Below are 20965 nucleotides of genomic sequence, written 5' to 3'. Positions count from 1 at the left end.
CTCAGAGTTAGGTTTAAGAGTCAGGGTAATAAGTGATGCTGTCTGGTGAGACTTTACTATTTGAAAGCCTTCCCAGAATGAAGATAGGAAAGTATGATTCGGCATGAAAACGGTAGTTTGTGTATGATTTTTGTTTGGCGACTAAACCATATCACTTACTACCGTTTTTTTTAGTTCCCGCTAATCCGCGATGAACCTTTTTTATTGACGAAGTATCCTAAAACCCAAAACTTGTAGAGCGAAGCCTTAGGATTAAATAAAAGTAGTCCTATCGGTAATGAAAAAATGGCAGCTAATAATAGCTGCCATTTTAGTTGTAAATTCAACTTATTCATTATTCCTGATACTGATCGTGCGATACGTCTAGTTGGTAGAAAGTCGCTTGTGAGTAATCGTCTAGGTCGCCGCTGATGTTTTGGTTGTAAACACCGGCTTTGAAGTACATGTACTTGCCGCCAACGTCGTAGCCGCTGTTGCTCATGTCAACCACTTGTACAACGTCATCTTTGCCTTCACGCATTAGTGTAACCGTCATCGTGTTGCCTTTAACATCAATGCGGTAGCTGAACACTTCACCAAGCGCGATACCATCTTCGCCCACTTCAGCCGTCATATCGCCCACTAGAGGGTAGAAATCCTCTTTTGTTGCGTCTTGGCTTTCGTGTGCAAAGTAAACTGCGCCCGTTGGTTGGTTTGGCAATTTACGGTAGTACAAACGAATCGGCTCATCGTTTTGATCGTGAATCTGACCAATGATAAAGCGACCTACTTCATTCGCATTACCCGTTGTTGTCGCGTGGTCGATTTTCAATGTCGCTTCTAGAACGCCATCGATACCTGCCGCAGCTTCTAAATCAGATTCAGGTGCACTTGAGAATACCCAGTTGTTCTTGTTAACACCTTTCGTACTGATAGACTGGTCACCACGACGCATCATCTCACGAAGCTCAGTACGTGCGTACTTAGTGTTTTTAGAGGTACGTACACCTTTCACATAAGCCTTGAATACTAGGCCGCCATCGTCCGCTGTGTAGAAGATTTCTGGGTGCTGGTAACCGTTTGCAAGGTTCCACTCAGACACATCATCAGGCTTGCCGTTTTTGTCATGATCGAATGGCTGAGACAGGTACCAATGAGTCATGTCGAAGTTTTCGCTCGGTGCATTACCTGCAACTGGTGTTGCTGGTAGGCCTGTCGGAACAGGTAGTGCGCTGCGAGTATCACATTCAACTGACGTCTCACAAGGGTAAACCGCTGCTACGCCGAAGTTACCAGAGCGTAGATCTTTACGCGCTGCTTTACGTGCTTTTTCTGCCGCTTTCATTTCAGCGATAATAACTGCTTCTGCTGCTACCACGTCTGAAGTGATGATATGGCTAGCAGGACATGCGTTAATGCTACAGTTAACTGCGGCTAATCCTGTCACACTGTTCCAACCGTTTTTGGTGTTGCCGTGACCAACATATCTTACGTAACGTGCTTTTACCGCAGGCTCAAATTGGAAACGCTCAAGACCGATAGCTTTACCAGAACTCAGTTGGTTCTCAAGTACCGTCGTCCAGGTTTCACCATCGACACTCACTTGGATATCAAACTTAGATTGGCGCTCATTACCTTTACTGAAAGATGCTTGAACAGCGTCAAATTCTTGAACTGAACCATAATCTAGCATTGCCCACTCACCGTCACCCGCTGAAGACCAACGTGTAGTTAGGTCTTGGTCAACGAGACGATCAGGTCCGTTACCATCATGGCTACTAGCGGAAACAGCAACTGGCGTCAGAAGCGCTTCACCAGTTTCTTTGTTATTTGGAAAATCAGCAGTAGGCGTGCTCGTGCTCGCACAACCAACCGCAAGTAGAATAGAAGAAGCGAGTAAAGTTTTTAGAGTAATTTGTTTCATATTTAATCCATTATTATAATACAAAGACAGCGTTCGTAAGTGAAAGCTAAATCAGCAAACACGAGCTATAAGGCGATTCACCTATCAGTATTTGCGATAACATGAAAATATTACGTAATCTTATAATACAAATAAAACGCTTCGTTGGATAAATGAGACTAGGAACACTTTCCGATTTTTCCATACTTTAACTGGATCACATTTCCTATTGATAAAAAACAATATATAAGAATTGAGAATACGAAATGAGATAGCAAGGCCAGAACAAGCGAGCTGTAATCGTGTGTATTTTCAGGGTTCGGGCAAAATATTTGTCCTTCCAAACACATCACTGTAAGTGTCCAAAAACAAAAATGACCACATTGTAGGTATCAATATGGTCTTCCTCATTACCGACATGGCTCATCAAACATCAGAGAACTCAGTTATGCTCTGCTCTTAGAGAACTAAAGCTCACATCAAACACTTCACCCACATAGTCGCTATCAGGCTTAAACTGCGGATAGATGCCCGCTTTGAAATAGAAAGCGATGTCTGTCGATGTCCAATCTGACGTCAACGAGACCGTGTCCCCATTTTTATCTGTGTAATCTTGTCCCCAAGGGATTAAATGAGAAACGGTGTTGGTTCCATCTAAATCATGAGTCGCCAAGTAGATACCTTCTTGATTGGCTCGAATCGTATATCGCCACTCTTCACTTGCCGAATAAGTCCCTAACTCGACACTGAACGGGTCACAATGATCACAGTCTTGGTTGTTGCGCTCAAAATCAGAGTTCAGTATCACTCTTACTGGCTTACTCTCGCCTTCCCATAACAGTTTCACCAATGCTTGATTGATCTTCCAACCATGGATTTGTCCAAGTACCACTTTTGGATCTTGATTGTTGATGTTCGGGTAATCTTCAATTCGCAAGCTTGCGGTTAACTCGTGACTGGTAGCGTTCGTTCTAGTGTCGTCCAAATACCAACTTGTATCTTCATCGCTGGTGCTACAATCCGGTTGAACACTGCTTTGATACAACTCCCTGAGCTCAGAGCGAATATAGCTAGAGTTTTGGGTAGAGGTGCCGTATCCCATATCCGCTCTAAAGTGCATTCTTCCTTCATCAGTATTGAAGTAAGAAAGATCAATATCACTGTCGTACACATCGCTGTCATTTGAAAGAAGATCTTTACTCGATTCACAACGTTCTGGTTCTAACTCAGCAGCACTGTCACCACCGCTTCCATACCAATCATTCTTACTCGGTGGAATAGTCAGCTTCCAATCATTAATGTCCCAATCGTTTGATCCATCGATTTGAGTCGTGGTGTATCTCAACGCCTGATAGTAAGCAATCGCTTCACCATTCTCAAATTGGTTATAGATACCCGCTTTGAAGTAGCTCAATAAATGCTGCCAGTAAGCGATGTCTTGATTCACTTTTACTTCATCATTCACTTTGAGCGACAGTGTGTTCTCATAAACAGAAAGATCAAATTTGGTAAAACTGTCCAATTCCGCCTCACCTAAATCGTAGCGATTGTATGACGTGGCATAACAATCCGAAGAGTCAGCCGCACTGCTACAATCAATCGCATTGCTCTTCATGACCGCCCAATAATGACCGGTAAGGCCGTCCCTCTCCTGCTCCCATACCACACGCAATAATGGATGAGGAATGTAACCGGTGCCACTCTCATCAGTCCCCTTATTGTGTATCTGCAGCAACGTCACTTCATCATGGTCGGCAGGTGAACTCGCCATTGCATGCTCGATATCAGGTAAGCTTATTTCCGCATACAAGCTTCGTCTTACACCCGTTTCATTGATATCGAAGTTTTCTCCCTCACGAACCTCAGAACGCATCTTATAGTTCGCCATTTTAAAAATTAGGTTTTCCGTCTCTTCATCTGCGTAAAAGTAATTACTGATGTAACCATCGAAATCGCCATCTTTCACTTCAGAGGTTTTGTTGCCCTCTGTGCCGTTAGGATCCGATACCTGAAGGTCAGAACTGGAGAGGATGTTTTGATACTTAGCAATATCATAAGGCGCAACAACGCCATAAGACGTTCCTGGACTGGTGTTATCAGAAGGGTCATCGCTATCACTTGAGCTATTTGAACTGCTTCAACCGCAGCCATAGGTGAGTGAAGCGAGAGCGACGATGAGGGTTGGCTTATTCACATTTATCTCACTTATCCATAAGAGTAGAGTGATAAGATATATTTGTACTATTTTATGTTAATTATCTATTTATCATAATGTGAGATGCGACAAATGAGGTGATATGAGGTGGCGCTACCGAGGATTTAGAGACAAAAACAACGCAGAAAGGCCACTCTAAACTCGACAGGTTTGGAGTGGCTCTCAGGCTAAAAGCCACAATTAAAACATTGATTTTTAGTGTTTATTAATAGAAACGTTAGACTTTAAAGCTACTCATTAGCTCGCTAACGCTGCCATTCAGTGTTTTGATTTCAGCCGACTCTGTCAGTTGATCTTGGCTTAGCTTATTAAGCTCCTCAACAAAGCTTTCAATCTTATGCATGTTCTTAGCAATGCTCTGAATAAGGGCGTTCTGCTCAACAGACGAACCCGAAATATCGTTATTAAAACGACTTACCGTTTCCATCTGTTCCGTTAGCTTGGCCAACATATTTACCGCTTGAACCACTTGGGCACGCGTCATTTCACAGTTACTTTTGGTCAACTCAATCGATTTAACCAAACCATCTGATTTAGACTGCAAGCCAGACAGCGCTTCATCAATTTCAGAAGTACTGATTTGAGTTCGGTTGGCTAACGCACGGACTTCATCAGCAACCACCGCGAAACCTCGGCCATGCTCACCCGCTCTCGCCGCTTCAATTGACGCATTCAATGCCAGCAAATTAGTTTGTTCCGCAATTCCTCCAATCACAGACACGATAGACTGGATGCTCTGCGTTTCATTCGCCATTGAGCGAATATCATCAGAGGTGGTGCAGACTTGCTTCTCAAGATCACTGATATAGGTTTCCGTCACGGTGTTAATTTGTTTCGTCTCATCACTGAACACAGCGGCCTCTCTTGCTGCTTCTGCCGCCGACTGAGAACTCTTCTCGACTTCGTTTGATGCTTCAGATAAGCCGTTAATTGCAGAGACCACTTGAACCGTTTCATCAGTGTGAACTTTCAGTACATCGCTGGTTTCTTTACAACCTTCACGAATACTCAGTACCTTAGTATCGAGATCCGAGTTCTTAAATTTGACGTCCTTAACCATCTCTTGCAGACCAATGATGAACAAGTTGATGTCTTTGGCGATATGCCCTAAGTCATCATTCCCCTTCTCAACAAGCCTTTGAGTCAGGTCTCCGTTACCTTGAGATAGATCGTGGACGATTTTTCTCAGTGACACGATTGGGCGGTAGAAGCGATTCAGCAGTAAAATCATCAATATCACCGAGCCAAGCACACATGCCACGATAAGGATACGCGCACTCGACATCACGCCATTCAACTGATTGAGCGCGAGTTCAGGATCGATACTAGATATCATGTACCATTCTTTCTGGCTGCCAATATCGACCTTCTTAGCCATCAAGATTCGCTGATTACCATCAATCATACCTTCAATGAATTGGTCAGGTAGTTCAATAGCTTCATTGAGTTTCATTAAGGCGTCAGCAGAAGATATATTGCTCTGTGGAAGTACGTTTTCGACTGTTGAAGCGACCACCATCCCTTTCTCGTCGATAATAATGCCTTTGGCTTCGTAGATACTGTCCAGCTGTTTAAGCTGAGTTTCCAAATCGTCAAAACGTATGTCGGCCATGATGACACGATCTTGGTATGAGTAGGTCACACCGATCATAGGCACTTGAGTACTCTTAGTGAAAAACAGATCACTAAAAGATAAGCCTGATTTCAATTTGGCTTGTTGATACCAAGGTCGAACGGTTGGATTGTATTTTTCTTTTATCCCTACACCGTTAGGAAAAGACTCTGAAGGGCGAGAGGTATAAGAACGGCCGTCGTCAAAACCCACCACAATCTTGTCAATGCCACCCAGCTTTGCAGCATAATGCATGAGTGCTTCATTCGGCACTTGGTATGGGGATTTCATGAACTCTTGTGCAACAGAGTTAACGGTATCGATGGTGCGCTGAACGGTATTTTCTATTTGATTAATTTCTATCGTAAGCGAGTGATCAATCTCGTTATAAATCGTTTGGTTTACCTGTTCAGTGGCCAAGTTAAGCGTAAACCAGTTCGTAAATGCCAAAGCACTGGAACTGACAATCGCTACCATTAAAATCAATTTTCCTTTAAACCCTAGAGACAATTTTGAATTCATAAAACTCATCATCCACATCAACCTATGTCTATTATTTTTATCCGAATGAAATGGTCACTTTTTACATTTTCGAAGATACGAGAAGCGGATTTTATTCATGCCGTTCCATCGTCACAACCACCAATTTAATTAATATTGTATGCTTAATTGACCGATCATTCTGTGAGCAATCTTGATATATTAAAACTGGCTAAAATAGCCCTGTGACATAGTTATCATTTATGCGTTTTGACTTTCATCTCATTGAATAAAATCACTATAAATTTGTAAAACGTCCAATTTCATAGTGAAAAGTCATATTTCTGTCGATAATTATCATCACCAGATTTTACTGTCCCACGCTACCTAATAGTATGCAAAAATGAGTCTTAACTCACACTTCTACCAACTAACCATTCACTCAAGGCATTCAATCTTAAAATTTATTTGTAATACAATAAGCCTTAAGTTATGGTGTATTTGAATCATAACTTAAGTTCTTTCTGGATGCTTTTGTTCAGTTCAAAGTGATAATTGAAGCAGCCGCTTTAAGGTCATTGAACTCGTTTAACGTAGAAACTGTCGGGGGATCTCGTTATTCGTTTTTTCACTTTCTATTGATCATTTGTTTTTCCAGACGGCTCGTCCGAACATGCCCATACAGTCACCAGCTGTGTGGGTTTTTTTTACTTTCTTTTCAGACCCGATATACGAGCGGTGTTAAGCCATCGCCAACAATCAGTTAAGTGCACTGGTTTAAGCTTGCGAGGAAAAGTGAGTGAGTTGGTGCTAGAAGGCTTTGAATTTACAAATAGATATAGATATAGATATAGATATAGAAACAAAAATAGGAATTGAGGCAGTAACAAAGTTGAACAGAGTTTTGAGTAGGTGTAGCTGAGGAAGTAGAAGTAGAAGAGTTTAACGAGGGAACAAAGGGTTGGGTATGGCAGATAAAAACGAACCTCGCTGAGGTATCGCCGCCTAAAAAGACAGGCAATACCCTAGCGAGGTCGTACGTCGATTACTTCTCTAGTTTAGCGAAGTAGTCGAAGATTACTGGTACGTCGTTGTTACCCATTCCTGCGTCAACAGCAGCTTGTAGGCTAGTTGCAGTACCTTGAGCAATTAGAGACTCAGTACCTAGCTCTTCACAAAGAGCAAGGAAGTAACCAAGATCTTTGTTAGCGTTAGCAACAGAGAAACCTAGCTTCTCTTCGCCGTCTACTGCGTAGAACTTACAGAATTGCATGAATGGTGAGTTAGATGGACCTGCAGACATGATGTCAAACAGTTGTTGGCCATCAACACCAGCGCGTTGAGCAACAGCGAAAGCTTGAGACATAGTCGCAACAGTCGTCATACCCATGAAGTTGTTTACAAGCTTAGTAACGTGACCAGAACCTAGAGCACCTAGGTGGAATACGTTTTCGCCTTGCTCTTCAAGAACAGGTTTAACTTTGTTGAAAGTTTCCATGTCGCCAGCAGCCATGATGTTCAGAAGACCATCTTTAGCGTGTGCAGGAGTACGGCCTAGAGGTGCGTCGATCATGCCCGCGCCTTTTTCAGCTAGAGCTGCGCCGATTTTCTTAGTAGAAGCAGGGATAGAAGTACCGAAGTCTACTAATACTGCGCCTTCTTTGATGCCAGCTAGAACGCCGTCTTCGCCGTAAACGATTTTTTCAACAACAGCTGAAGTTGTAAGACAAAACTGAACGATGTCACTTGCAGCAGCTAGTTCTTTAGCAGAAGTGAATGCAGTCGCATTGCCGCGATCTGTAACGCGAGCAACAGCTTCAGCGCTTAGATCCATTACGTTTACGTGGTAGCCGCGCTTTTGTAGGTTTTCAACCATGTTGCCGCCCATAAGACCTAGGCCAATGAAACCGATTACAGGTTTAGTCATGTTCAAACTCCAAATATAGTATTGTATGATTATATGGTCATTATAATAACGACGTCTTTTCCGTTACGCAATAGTTTTAGGGTAATCCTTCAATGCTTAGACGCAAGTTGTGACGGGGATTCACTTTACGAGAAAATATGGTCACGCTTTGTACTTACAAGAGCGATATCCCAATCAAAAAATAACCTATTGATGAAATAATGCACTCTAAATGTCATACGATTAATGAGAATAAGCCACTCCAATAACGATTATTAACCTGCCGTCCCTTTTTTCAGACAAGATTAAGGCTGCCCACTGTCAGTAGTTGACAAATTATTGGAAGACAGTCACTGCCCTAGACTTAGTAAGGTTTACTGAACACGGGTTTTAAACCAAGTTTTGTCGCCACTTACTAAGCCTGGCACTCTTGCTACTTAGCCTCTAACTAACCAACGCAACCTCTTCCCACCTCGTAGGCTACTGCCTGTTCTGTGCAAACAAAAAAACTCCGAGCTTTCACTCGGAGTTTTTAGTATCTAGCTTCTGTTGCTTCAGCGAATTACAGTTCGATTGAAACCGTTTCACCATCAACATTTAGCATTAGCGTGTTGCCTTCAAGCTTGTGAGACACTTCAACTTGCTCGCCTTCGTTCTTATTAGGAACAAGAAGCGTAAGGATGTTGTGCTCTTTTGATGGCTTGAATTCCACTTCAACGTGACGGTGGATTTCAAGATCTTTGAACTCGTATGGGTCAACTTCGCCAAAACCTTCAACGTTCTTAACTGACGTGATGTTATCAGCAGACTCGTTGATGAAGTTTACGTCTAGGTGCGCAACTTCGCCACGGATAGTGAAAGACTTGTCTGCCACGTCGTTTGCGAAAGTTGTGTGCATTAGCCAAGTCATGTCTTTCTCTTCAGAAAGCGTTGCCTTGTCTTGCATTACGAATACTTTACCTTGAACAAACCAGACCTTACGCTTGTAAGATTCAATTTCAGGAACGAAGTACTTGTAAGATGCCGTTGCATCACCCTCAACCATCTTCACATCAGATTCAGTGTCGAAATCAGAGATGTTGCCGCCCGCTTCGATACAGAAGCGATCTTGGTGGTTTTCGTAGCCCGTGTTCTTGTTCTCGCCGTACTGACCTTTACCGCCAAATAGTGGAAGGTTCTTAGAGAACGTTTGACGACGCCATTTAGTGTGCATATCAACACCGAAACCACCGTAGTAGCCAGTGATTGACGCTAGCGTTTCACCGAATGCATGCAACGTGAATGCGTTTTGGTCACCGTGAGAGTGGCTGATTGAGCCAAACGGAGAACATTTGAATACCATGTGAATATGGTTATCACGCTCAGTCATCTTGTTGTGGAATGCAGCCCAACCCGTGATTGGGAATACTTTCAACAGTGGGTCATTCGATGGTGCTTTCTCTTCAGGTGCATCCCAAAGGAAGTTAAAGCGAAGATCATCGTAACCGAAGTCCCACCAACCGAAGTTGTAGAATTTGGTGTGTGCTTCAGTATCACGGCCTTTCAGTTGGTTGTAGTACCAAACATACTCAGGCTTCTGGTTAACACCTGCGTAATGCTTGATGTTGTAAGCCAGTTTTAGACCTGGGAAATCACCGATTGAAGACTGGTCACAGAAGCTCGCGCGCTTAGAGTGAACAGGCATGCAGTAAAGCGGGAAATCACCTGTGTTTTCGTAGAATGTTTTGTTGAACATGTCTACGCCACAGTATGCTTTCAATAGGTCGAATGCTTCGCCTAGGAATGCAGTTTGCGTGTTCCAGTAGTCAGGACCTTCAGCCCAACCGCCGTCTACACCGCCCCATGGTGGGTAGTGTACTGCGTAGTATTCTAGTGCGTATGCAATGTACTCGCCTGCTTTCGGGTGATCGTGGTAAAGCGCGATACACGTTGGGATGATAGCAGAAGAGATAGAACGAACACCGTGGCTGTTCAGTGGGTTGTTCAATAGATCAACCGTCACTTTCAGGTGGTGCATGATTTCGTCTAGACGCTCAATCAAAGCATCTTGAACTTGCTGACGTTCTTCATCTGTGAAGTAGCCGTGTAGCCAGTCGTAACCCCAAGCCATAGCCGCGATAACACGGAAAGCCGCTTCATCGTTATAGCCACGAGAAGTCACGCCTTCTGGATCGTACGTAGACAGTTTTAGAGTCCAAGCTTTTGCTTTAGCAATTAGCGCTTCGTCTTCTTTCACAACACCAGCAATTGCTAGGTTACGTGTCGCGTTTAGTGCCATTTGGCAATCAACGTACATTTGACGCCAGTAAGGACGCCATAGAGAAGCTTTGCCTACCGTGTCAGCTGGGTACGCTTGAGGCTCTTCGAAAGGAGCAGTCTCAAGGAACTTAACTGTCGAGTTATTGTAGAAATCATCAAACATGCAGTGAGCTTCATCAGCTTTCACTTTCGCTTTGAATTCTTCTAACTGATCTGCTTGAACAAGAAGACGTGGACGTGCTTCGCTCAAGTTGTCTAGGAATGATAGGTCGAAGTCACGTTTCTGTACTTCGATAGGGAGTAGGTCTACAAGATTACCTGCTGAAGTATCATTCTCCAGCTTCATCTTCCTGATTGCATCAAGAGATTTTTGGTCGCTCATTCTAACTCACTTATTTTTCAAGTTGATTGAAAGGAATTAGCAATAATATACGTCTTATTGTAGGACAATTAAATCTATTTCGGTTCGATTGAACCATTTTGTACAGTTTTCGTGATTTAGGTCAGATATCTTCCACCTGACCGTTTTTCCGTTTCGCAGAGCAAAAAAAATGCGACGCCCTTTCGAGTCGTCGCATTCTATTATAATCGTTTTCTATGTATTAGCTTTCAGTTACTGCTTTCGCTTGCTTGCCGCCGTCATCGACCGCTTTAACCAATAGCACACCAACACCACCAACAATCACACCACAAAGTATGAAGACTAGACGTCCCCACATTGGGTTAGTGAGTAGAGCCATTAGCATGATACCGACACCCGCTACCGCAATCAGTTTACCAAGCATTTCACGCTGTTTGTTATCCAGTACTTTCTGTTCTGCTGACTCCGCAACTAATGGAGTAGACAGGTTACCGAAGAACTTATCAACGTCTGCTTGACGCTTCTCAGTTAATGGCTTGTAGAACAGAGTTGATAGGATGAAGAAACCACCTGTCAGCGTAATGTGAGCAATCAGACCGATAGCAACCTTAACATCAGACCATTCACGGCTTGTTAGCTCTTCTAGACCGAAGATTGAAGACACCATTTCAGCGTTAACAACGAAACCCACGTAGTAAGAAACAAAACCACCAACCACTAGCGTACCCCAACCAGCCCAGTCCGGAGTCTTCTTAATAAAGAAGCCAAGGAATGCAGGAATTGTCATTGGGAAGCCGATCAGTGCGCCTACATACATCATGGTATCGAACAGGCTCAAACCTTTAAGCGAGTTGATGAACTGTGCAATAAGGATGATAGCAATACCAAACACGGCAGAAGTAATCTTAGAAACCGTTACTAGTTCTTTTTCGCTAGCCGTACCTTTACGAACGATTGGTTCATAGAAGTTCTTAACAAAGATACCCGAGTTACGGTTTAGACCAGAATCCATTGAAGACATTGTCGCTGCAAACATCGCCGCAACTAGAAGGCCAACCATACCTGCTGGCATGTACTCTTGTACGAAGTATAGGTAGGCAAAGTCACCCGCTTTCTTACCTGCTTCTGGGTAAGCTGCTGCTAGGTCGACACCTTGACCTGCAATGTACCAAGAAGGCATGAACCAGATAAATACACCACAAAGCATTAGCACACACGCTAGTAGCGCTGCTTTCTTCGCGTTCTTTGAGTCTTTAGCCGCTAGGTAACGGTAAGAGTTAAGCATGTTGTTAGTAATAGAGAACTGCTTCACGAAGATGAAGAATGCCCAAATGCTGAAGATGCTTAAGTAGTTAATGTTGTTACCAGAAAGGAAAGAACCGCCTTCCGCTACAGGGAAGTTATTCACGATTTCACCAACACCGCCACCTTGAACAACAGCAACAACAGCACATGTCACGGTTACTGCCATGATGATAACCATCTGCATAAAGTCAGATGCAATTACCGCCCATGAACCACCCGTTACAGACATTGCCAATACAACCAAACCGGTAATCCAGATAGTTGCTGTCATGTCGAAACCGAAGATACCAGAAGCGATGATTGCTAGTGCGTTTAACCATACACCGGCAGAAACAACACTGTTTGGCATTGAAGACCAAGTGAACACTTGTTCGTTAGTCGCACCGAAACGCATACGAATTGCTTCGATTACCGTTACTACACGTAGTTGACGGAACTTTGGAGCAAAATATGCGAAGTTCATGAAGTAACCAAATGCGTTGGCTACGAAGATGACCGCTACTGCAAAACCATCGTTATACGCTTTACCTGCCGCACCGGTGAATGTCCATGCACTAAACTGGGTCATAAAGGCGGTTGCACCAACCATCCACCACAACATGTTACCGCCCCCGCGGAAGTAGTCACTGGTGGTACTTGTAAATGTTCTAAACATCCAACCTATCGCAATCAAGAATAGGAAATAAATGCCGACAATAATCGTGTTGAGTTCCATCGTGTATCCTTTGTCCGTTGTATTTTGTTACGAGGACTATAGGAAATCTCAAACTTTATTTGTAGTACAATAATCCAAATAAGTGATGGCGATCTTATTTTGATTGATTAAGTTAATTATATATATGACATAGGATGGAATATGGCCAATCCATTAAGGAAATTACTGGTGTTTGAGATGAAAACTCAAAAAACCAAGACCAAAGAACATCACACCCATTAAAATCAAAGACTTATAAAAAAGCGAGACTTTGCACACTTATTAACAAATACAACCAAACACATATAAATATAAAATTCTCAAAAATAATAAAAGCCAAATCAGAGCTGAATCACCCTCATTTATCACACAATAAACCAGTGTTTTATATCAATTGAGAGTAGCTAATTCTATTAGAATTCTACGTAAGTTACTCAATATAGAAGCCACATATCTTGTTGAGATGATGATGGATTCAAAAGATAAAAAATGAAAAATCATGGATGGTGCATAATTATTTGAGGAGAGATCGAGTGTCTAAAACACAAATCTCGCCGCAATATTCTCTTAATTACGATGGTAAAAAGAACTACCGCTAAACGTATACAAGAAAAATTGCCTTAAGAAAGAGTTAATCGGGAGTGAACCAAAACCGTGCTACACATGGTGCAACACACTTCTTAAAAACAAAAAAAGCATTCACTTGGTATACCTTTTTGACTGGTTTTGATGAACCTATAAATGGTTCATCGGGACGTTTAAGTGGTTCACATAATAGTTGAAACACGCGTTTAGCTTAACGGTGGTTAGCGTCTTGCAGGTGAGCCGCTGACATGTTCGCATATAACTCGTTGTGTTATAGGACGATCGATTATCAAGCCAAAATTTTCTCCCATATGAATTAACAGAACGGCGAGCATATGGTGGTGAGTTTATATCTAGGAAATCAGCCAAAATAAAACTGGATCTGTGTCCATTTACACCCAGCTCAAAAAAAGACCAGAATCACACTATTTCCGCCAGAATATGGTCAAAACAAGATCGAAGTCTTGTTAGAAGACTTTCACTTGTGACCGCTCCCCGCTTCCAAGTCATCGTTAATTGAAGAATTATTGTCATACAATATTCTATATTCATCTACCAAACGTAAGGACATATGGAATGCGATCAATGAAAGATATCACTCAAGACGCTATCGATATCGTTAAACCCTCTATCGACAAGCTGTTTGAAAGAACGAATAGAAAAGAACTGCATATTGTCGTTATGAATCCACACCTCAAGCCTTGGGAAGCCTCTTTTGAAGACGCCATTCTATATGAAGAGTCGTTAGGAGCTCCTGACAACTGGACAATCAAGTTTGATCACCTTGCCCGTAAGAAAGCACAACAAGCGTGGCGAGAATCGACAAGCAATCTAACACTGCACTCCCAACACCCATCTTCACTACGTGACGAAGACTTACTGTTTTATGGTTCGTTTGTTTACGGAAACGTGGTTGTTGCCTGCAGTGGTGTACAACAATGGTATGACATGCTGATCAGTGGCTGGATAGCGGTAGCTATTGAACAGTTAGCAATGCACGAATACCAAACAGAAAAAGCAGAAAACCCTACAAAAACATATCGCTAATAATTAGAAACAGAAGGTACTTATTATGAGTAAACTATTAAAATCCATTATGCTAGCAGCCGGTATACTTGTTTCTGCAACGTCAATTGCAGCTGACTATCCAAGCAAAAACATTCGCTTAGTTGTGCCATTTGGCGCGGGCGGCGGCACCGATGCCGTTGGTCGTACTCTTGCAAATAGCGCGAAAGACATTCTTGGGCAAAATATTTCAATCATGAACCGTACTGGTGGCGCAGGCGCAGTTGGGATGAGCTTTGGTGCTCAGCAGCGTGCGGATGGTTACACATTAACAGTAGTAACACGTGAAATCGCTTCACTTCCTCAAATGGGTTTGATGCGTCATACCGCTGACGACTTTAAACTCATTCGTTTAGTTAACTTAGATCCTGCGGTCGTATTGGTTGCAGCAGATAGCCCATACAACACGATTAACGACCTGATTAAGGAAGCCAAAGAAAAACCAGGCAGCGTAAAATTCGCTTCAACCGCTGCGCCAAACTTCTACCTAATGTCTCTTGAAAAAGATCAAGGCATTAAATTAAACGCTATCCCTTACAACGGTGCATCAGAAGCAATTCCTGCTGTACTAGGCCATCACACAGACGTCACTATGGTTACTCCTGGTGAAGCTATCGCTCAACTTCGTTCAGGCCAACTAAAAGCATTAGGTGTCATGTCTGAAGAACGTATTCAGTACATTCCAGATGTTCCTACTTTGAAAGAGCAAGGCATTGATGTAGTAACAGGTACATGGCGCGGTATTGGTGCTCCAAAAGATACACCTGATGCAGTAATCGAGAAGTTGGGGGCTGCATTTGATGAAGCAATGGCAAGTGAAGAGTTCAAAACTTTCATGGCGAAAGGTGCAATGACGATTCACAATCTTGATGACAAAGCCTTCACTGAGTTTGTTGCAGAAGATACAAAATCATTGACTCAATTAATTCAATAACCTTTGTTCAGAGGCACAGCTTTTATCAGTTGTGCCTCTGTTACTAGTTTGTACCTTTCCCTTGCTTTACTTTTTAGGGGTAAACTCCATGTCTAACTCTCACTCTTACTTAAACCGAAACGTCGTTTTCCCTTCTATCATCATTATCCTTAGCGCAATCGCGTTCGCGCTGATCACTCAATTTGATCGTCCGATGTACCAAGATGCAAGTGTCGATGCAAAATTCTTCCCGATGATGATTGTGATTGCCCAAATTGCTATCTGTATTGTTCTCATCGTTCAACACAAATTAAAAGGTGCCTCTGAACAACAAGAAGCGATGATAAGCAAGATGTCGATTTTCGGCGTTGCTTTTCTTATTGGCTACGCATTACTCATCAGTGTAGTTGGCTACCTTTATGCTAGTTTGATTGCATTTATGTTCTACCTCGTTTACTTCAAAGTGAAGAAGCCAATCTATTACGTTGTCGCCGTTGTCTTTGTGTTCGCGGTTTACTATCTATTTGGCGAGGTGTTCTACATCGCGCTTCCTGAAGCAACGTGGTCTTAGGAGGTCATATGTTTGAATATCTAATCGATGGTCTCGCAACTGCAGTTAGCTTTGCAGTGCTTCCTGTCCTTGTTTTTGGCGTACTGGGCGGCGTTATTTTAGGCGCACTACCCGGACTTACAGCGACAATGGGCGTGGCAATTCTCCTTCCATTTACCTTTGGCATGGAACCGACTTCAGCCCTTGTGATGTTAATTGGTGTATACATTGGTGGGATTTACGGTGGCTCAATTGCCGCAATTTTACTTAAAACCCCAGGAACACCGGCTTCTGCAGCAAGTGTACTCGACGGTCACACTATGGCTGTTAGAGGACAAGCAGCAAGAGCATTAAGTATTTCTGCTGTTGCATCATTTATTGGCGGGCTGTTAAGTACTATCGTCCTCATCGCGATTGCGCCTAAATTAGCGACCTTTGCACTGCGTTTTAATGCGCCAGAATATTTTGCACTCGCTCTGTTTGGTTTAACGATTATTGCGAGTGTTTCTTCGAACAACATTTTTAAAGGGTTACTTGCGGGAACCATTGGATTATTGGTTTCAACTGTTGGACTCGACCCAATCAGCAGTGTGCCAAGATTTACTTTTGACATCATGGATCTTTACAGCGGAATCAATGTCATCCCTGTCTTAATTGGTTTATTCGCTCTATCTGAGGCATTAAACCAACTAGAGAAGCTGTTCTCTGAAAAGAAAGTCGTTGCACCGAAATTTGACCACAAACTATTAAGTAAAAGTGATCTCAAAGAAATGCTACCAACGGCCATAAAAAGTGGTTTGATGGGAACAACTATCGGCTCGGTACCGGGTGCTGGTGCTGATATATCTGCATTTGTTTGTTACAACGAAGCAAAACGTTCGTCTAAGAACCCAGAAGAGTTTGGTAAAGGCTCGGTTCGTGGCCTTGCAGCCGCTGAATCTGGAAACAACGGCGTAACGGGTGGCTCGCTAGTTCCGTTATTAACACTAGGTGTTCCTGGAGATGCCGTGGCAGCGGTTCTTCTTGGTGCACTTATAGTACAAGGACTCACACCAGGCCCACTGCTATTCGCCCAAAACCCCGAAGTGGTTTATGGCGTGTTCAGCTCAATGTTGGTCGCTAACCTTGTGATGTTAGTGATTGGTTTACTGGGTATTCGCTTCTTCTGTCGAATCATTGAAGTACCGAAGATCATCATGATTCCAATCATTGTCTTCCTTTCAATTGTCGGCGCTTACGCAATTAACAACTCGATGTTTGATGTGGGTATTGCAATCGGTTTCGGTCTACTTGGCTTTATCTTAACTAAACTGGATATCCCTTCTTCACCGATTCTGCTTGCGATCATCTTAGGGCCAATGGCAGAAACAAACCTTAGAAAATCACTGCTGATGTACGATGGCAGTTGGTCTTTCCTTTATGAGCGTCCTATTGCTCTCGCGTTTATCGTGTTAGCTGTATTCTCGGTTTATTCAACGTTAAAAATGAAGAAAAAGCAGAAACAAAAGCAAACTTACGAACATCATGATTAGCCGCTTGTTTAAGCTAGAATATTGAAACAACTCAAAGCCAGAGACAACAGTCTCTGGCTTTTTTCATACATGAAAGCAGCCAATTTTCGTAAACGGTAGACAACAAAAAAGGTATGCACTTGGCATACCCTTTTAAGTCGTTTATCCGAGCGTAATGCTGTTCATCTCTATATGAGGTGACTCATCTACCTACGCTCTAGATTATTTCTATTACGCCGTCGCCAGACGGTGGTTGGCATCTTGCAAGTGTGCAGCAGACACAACTCGTGCCTTATCACTATCACCAGCCATGATTGCTTCATAGATTCTACGGTGTTCATTGATACACGTGCTTCCTTCTTCAGAAGAGTGCACGATGAAGTTCACGAACATCGTAGTCAAGATATTGCCGAATGGCAGGTAGAAGTCATTACCTGTCGCATTAAAGATCAAGCTATGAAAACGAGTATCAATATCTGTCCAACGCTCTTGATCAAATACTTCAGCCTCATCCACTTCTACCATTTTTTGGAAGATTTCTGAAAGTTCAATGCGTTGTTCAGCCGTTGCAAATTTAGCCGCCAGTGCGCACGCTTCAGGTTCAATCGCACGGCGAAGGCCTAAAAACTGAGAACAGAATTGATCTATGTCGGTTAGACCATCCATCCATTCAATCAGCTGAGGATCAAGAAAGTTCCAATATGCGCGGTCGACTACACGAGTACCGATTTTCGGGCGGGACTCTAACAAACCTTTAGAAGTTAATAGTTTAACTGCTTCACGTAGTGCCGTTCGGCTAATACCAAACTGTTCACATAACGCCATTTCACCAGGAATAATAGAACCTTGCGGCAGATCGCCAGACAAGATTCCACGAGCGATTTCACGCGCTACTTGCACGTGCAGGCTACGCTTCGAGCCCGAAATTGAATTAAAAGTGCTAATCATAAGTTCACTTATTTTATATGTTATGTTTATGTATTATTTAAGGATTACTATAACAGTATTTCAACCTACAGCCAATTGAGTAAAATCCAAACGAATCACAACCTGCAAATTTTTATAATCAGAGATTTAAAAAACATCCTGTGAGAAACGTTATCTTAAATCACTCATAAATCCGTACTCAAAACTAACCCTCTTTGTATCGGTATGAAAACCACCAGCACAGCCTCGAAAAACCATGGGAAAAAGGTACACCTTTAGAAGCGCAATTCATTAACCGCCAGAGATTATTAAATGAGATCCCCTTCCCAAATTACATCAGCCTCTGTCCTACACGCATAAAAAAACCGAGCAACTCACAACGAGTTACTCGGTTTGACTTATTTCCGATATTCTTTGTCATCGACATTAATTTCGTTCAGTTACTTAGATGCGAACACCCTTACAATCGAACATGATATGGCGCTTCGTTCCCGCAAAGCACCACATCAGCACACACCATCGTTAAACGGTATGTGTGTTGATCATTTACAGTTGAGCAAATGACCCTTCCCACGAGTATGTCTCACCCGCGAACTCAACAGTGTGAGTTGCTTGCTGCGTGTCTTCAGCTTGGTTTGAGATACCGTAGTGGTAAGTGTTGCCAGAAGTAGTCTGAATGCGAACAACAGTCCCGACACTGTTATGGCCCACAACAGATACTGATTTAACTAGACCACGAGCGCCTACAGAGGCTTCGATAGATTCGTTAAAGTAACCATGCGTTTCTAGTACAGAAGCAAACACGTGGTTTTGACCAGACTGACGTAAGATAAACGCAGGTTCACTCTTAAGATTGAAGTCTGGATCGTTAGCACCAGTGCGAGCAAAAATCACTTCGCTGCCCGCATTAGCGCTGGTTACTAGGCTGTAGTAGCTGCTGTCATGTAGCCAGCTTACTAGAGAACCCTCTTCGTTCACTTTGCCTGAAGCCACGTTCCATAGGTGTTGGTAACCGTTGTCTTCACCTAATGGCTTAAGCGTTTTTTCCATGTTGTAATCGAAATCAGTACGGATGATCTGGCCAGAGTGGTGAACGGGAAGATCGTACTGGTGCTCAGCGTCAGCTTCGATGCGGTAAACATCAATCACTAACGGCTTCTCGAACTCAGGAAGTTCAGCAAGAATCACGCTGCGTTGCATGTCTACGCCTGTGTAGTACTCAGAAATTGTGCCGCTCATGCCTTGCAAAGACTGGTCGTCTGCTACGAAGAAGTGCTTCTGACCAAACTTAGACTCAGCCAATGCTGTGTTGAAGTTATTCTGCGTTTTCTGATCAACCGTTACTGTGTTGTGAGCAACCGTCTGCTTACAGTAAGACTTGTTCTCTGGAATGTAACGACCACCAAACTTAGGCTCAACGTTTACCCAGCGACCGAAGCCGTAATCGTGCAGCACTTCGTGGCCACGGTTGAATACACTTAGGTGCAGTCCATCGTAGTGACCGTGGTCTAGCGCAGAGTGGTACTGGTGATCGCTGCCGTGTTGACCGAACCAGATCAACGCCATGGTATCGTCGTCTTTCTCATCACGGTGACGAAGAATGCTAACGCCGCCTTTCTCACCTTCAGGGCCGTCGGTAACGAACAGGCTACCCCAGTTGAATGGTTTGATTTCATCAGCTGCTTCAACAGCGTCAGACAATGTTTTACCTGAAGCATGAACCCAAACGTTTTTTTGGTGGTTAGCCATACCAAGCAGAGTTTCAGTCTGCTCGTAACGGTGGTAACACACAGACGTTGCCATGATAACGCCTTCATCGTTGATAGAGATCGTCTTCGATGAATCGTTCAGAGCTGGCAATGTACCGTCTGGGAATGCGGTTTTGAATACAGAGTAAGATGTTGTCTTGATCACTGAATCGTTGAATTCATAGATACCAACTTCAGGCTGACGACGTTCAATCGCTTCTGCGAACAGGTAGATTGGACGTAGAGAGAAGCGGTGGTAGTAAGGACCTTCCATGTAGTAGCCGTCTGGCGAAAACAGTTGGTCAAGTTGCGCTAAGAAACCGCCGCTTACTTTGTCTAGTTTCAGGCCGTAAAGCGCTTTGTCTACAGACTCTTGATCGTTGATTGCGTAACCACAGATACCTACCGCCGCCACTGCCCATAAGCCGTGGTTGTGTACGATATCGAAGTCGTGTGCGTAAGTAACAACGAACATTTCGATCATTTGCTTCAGAAGATCGTCTTCGATAAGACGCTTCTGCTCTTCAGAGATAGTGTGGTAAATGCAGCTGTACGCACAAGAAGCGTAAAGCATCCACATGTTCTCGTTCAACGTTTGGTGGAACAGCTTACCCGGAGGGTTAGTGTCACGGCTTACGTTGCTTTCCAATGTTGGGTATACCGTCGCGTACGCAGTTAGCATATCAACGATGTAATCACGGTACTTTGTTTCCTCTGTGATCAGGAACAAACGACCCGCTAGATCCATATGGATGTAGTTTTGCTTGTGACGATTGTGCTCGTAACCGCCACCTTCACCGTGACCTGGTACTTCGATGCCAACTTCTGCCATGTACGCGTCAGTTTGTTTAATGTCACGAGTCAGTGCGTTACCTAAAAGGCTATCCTTGCCAAGTTCTTTACGAAGCTCTGCTGCTTCATCAAAGTTAAGTAAAAGTGGTTGATAGCTCAT

The 20965-nt window shown here is 43.3% G+C and carries 11 protein-coding genes and 1 pseudogene; 4 read left to right on the top strand and 8 right to left on the bottom strand.

Annotated features, from left to right (window positions below; genetic code table 11):
* Positions 1-334: 334 nt before the first annotated feature.
* The 6 genes and pseudogenes from AB4623_RS17350 to AB4623_RS17325 all read right to left on the bottom strand — a co-directional run bounded on the left by AB4623_RS17350 (position 335) and on the right by AB4623_RS17325 (position 12735).
* Positions 335-1903 carry a polysaccharide lyase family 7 protein gene (locus tag AB4623_RS17350; protein WP_372118022.1) on the bottom strand — a complete coding sequence of 523 codons (1569 nt, stop codon included), beginning with the start codon at positions 1901-1903 and terminating at the stop codon, positions 335-337.
* 421 nt (positions 1904-2324) lie between these two features.
* Positions 2325-4076, bottom strand: a pseudogene (locus AB4623_RS17345) (polysaccharide lyase family 7 protein).
* 238 nt (positions 4077-4314) lie between these two features.
* Entirely contained in the window at positions 4315-6186 is a 1872-nt protein-coding gene (locus AB4623_RS17340) for a methyl-accepting chemotaxis protein (RefSeq protein WP_372147018.1), read from the bottom strand.
* 1048 nt (positions 6187-7234) lie between these two features.
* Positions 7235-8116: an NAD(P)-dependent oxidoreductase gene (locus AB4623_RS17335; RefSeq protein WP_004733521.1), complete on the bottom strand. Its 882-nt coding sequence runs from the start codon at positions 8114-8116 to the stop codon at positions 7235-7237.
* Between the two features lie 541 nt (positions 8117-8657).
* The gene (locus AB4623_RS17330) at positions 8658-10736 is read right to left on the bottom strand and encodes a DUF4962 domain-containing protein (RefSeq protein ID WP_017061476.1); all 2079 of its coding nucleotides are present in this window, start codon (positions 10734-10736) and stop codon (positions 8658-8660) included.
* A gap of 220 nt (positions 10737-10956) precedes the next feature.
* Entirely contained in the window at positions 10957-12735 is a 1779-nt protein-coding gene (locus tag AB4623_RS17325; RefSeq protein WP_017061477.1) for a sodium:solute symporter family transporter, read from the bottom strand.
* Positions 12736-13875: 1140 nt separating this feature from the next.
* Here AB4623_RS17325 and AB4623_RS17320 point away from each other — a divergent pair.
* The 4 genes from AB4623_RS17320 (at position 13876) to AB4623_RS17305 (ending at position 17359) form a co-directional block, all read left to right on the top strand.
* Positions 13876-14346, top strand: coding sequence for a hypothetical protein (locus tag AB4623_RS17320; RefSeq protein ID WP_016785024.1), 471 nt, complete (start codon positions 13876-13878; stop codon positions 14344-14346).
* A 25-nt stretch (positions 14347-14371) separates the two neighbouring features.
* Positions 14372-15298 (top strand): tripartite tricarboxylate transporter substrate binding protein, encoded by a 927-nt coding sequence (locus AB4623_RS17315; RefSeq protein ID WP_010438355.1) that lies wholly within the window; start codon positions 14372-14374, stop codon positions 15296-15298.
* 88 nt (positions 15299-15386) lie between these two features.
* Complete coding sequence (locus tag AB4623_RS17310) at positions 15387-15848, top strand: tripartite tricarboxylate transporter TctB family protein (RefSeq protein ID WP_010438352.1); 462 nt, start codon at positions 15387-15389, stop codon at positions 15846-15848.
* Between the two features lie 8 nt (positions 15849-15856).
* Positions 15857-17359: a tripartite tricarboxylate transporter permease gene (locus AB4623_RS17305; protein ID WP_010438351.1), complete on the top strand. Its 1503-nt coding sequence runs from the start codon at positions 15857-15859 to the stop codon at positions 17357-17359.
* A 210-nt stretch (positions 17360-17569) separates the two neighbouring features.
* On the opposite strand, the gene AB4623_RS17300 is transcribed toward AB4623_RS17305, so the two are convergent.
* Positions 17570-18286: a FadR/GntR family transcriptional regulator gene (locus tag AB4623_RS17300; protein WP_102332116.1), complete on the bottom strand. Its 717-nt coding sequence runs from the start codon at positions 18284-18286 to the stop codon at positions 17570-17572.
* Between the two features lie 525 nt (positions 18287-18811).
* Entirely contained in the window at positions 18812-20965 is a 2154-nt protein-coding gene (locus AB4623_RS17295) for a heparinase II/III family protein (RefSeq protein WP_372147016.1), read from the bottom strand.

This window comes from Vibrio sp. 10N.222.52.C12 (genome assembly GCF_041474215.1).
Taxonomy (GTDB): domain Bacteria; phylum Pseudomonadota; class Gammaproteobacteria; order Enterobacterales; family Vibrionaceae; genus Vibrio; species Vibrio crassostreae_C.
The sequence above is the reverse complement of the archived record's forward strand: the minus strand, read 5'-3'. Positions and strand labels throughout refer to the sequence as shown.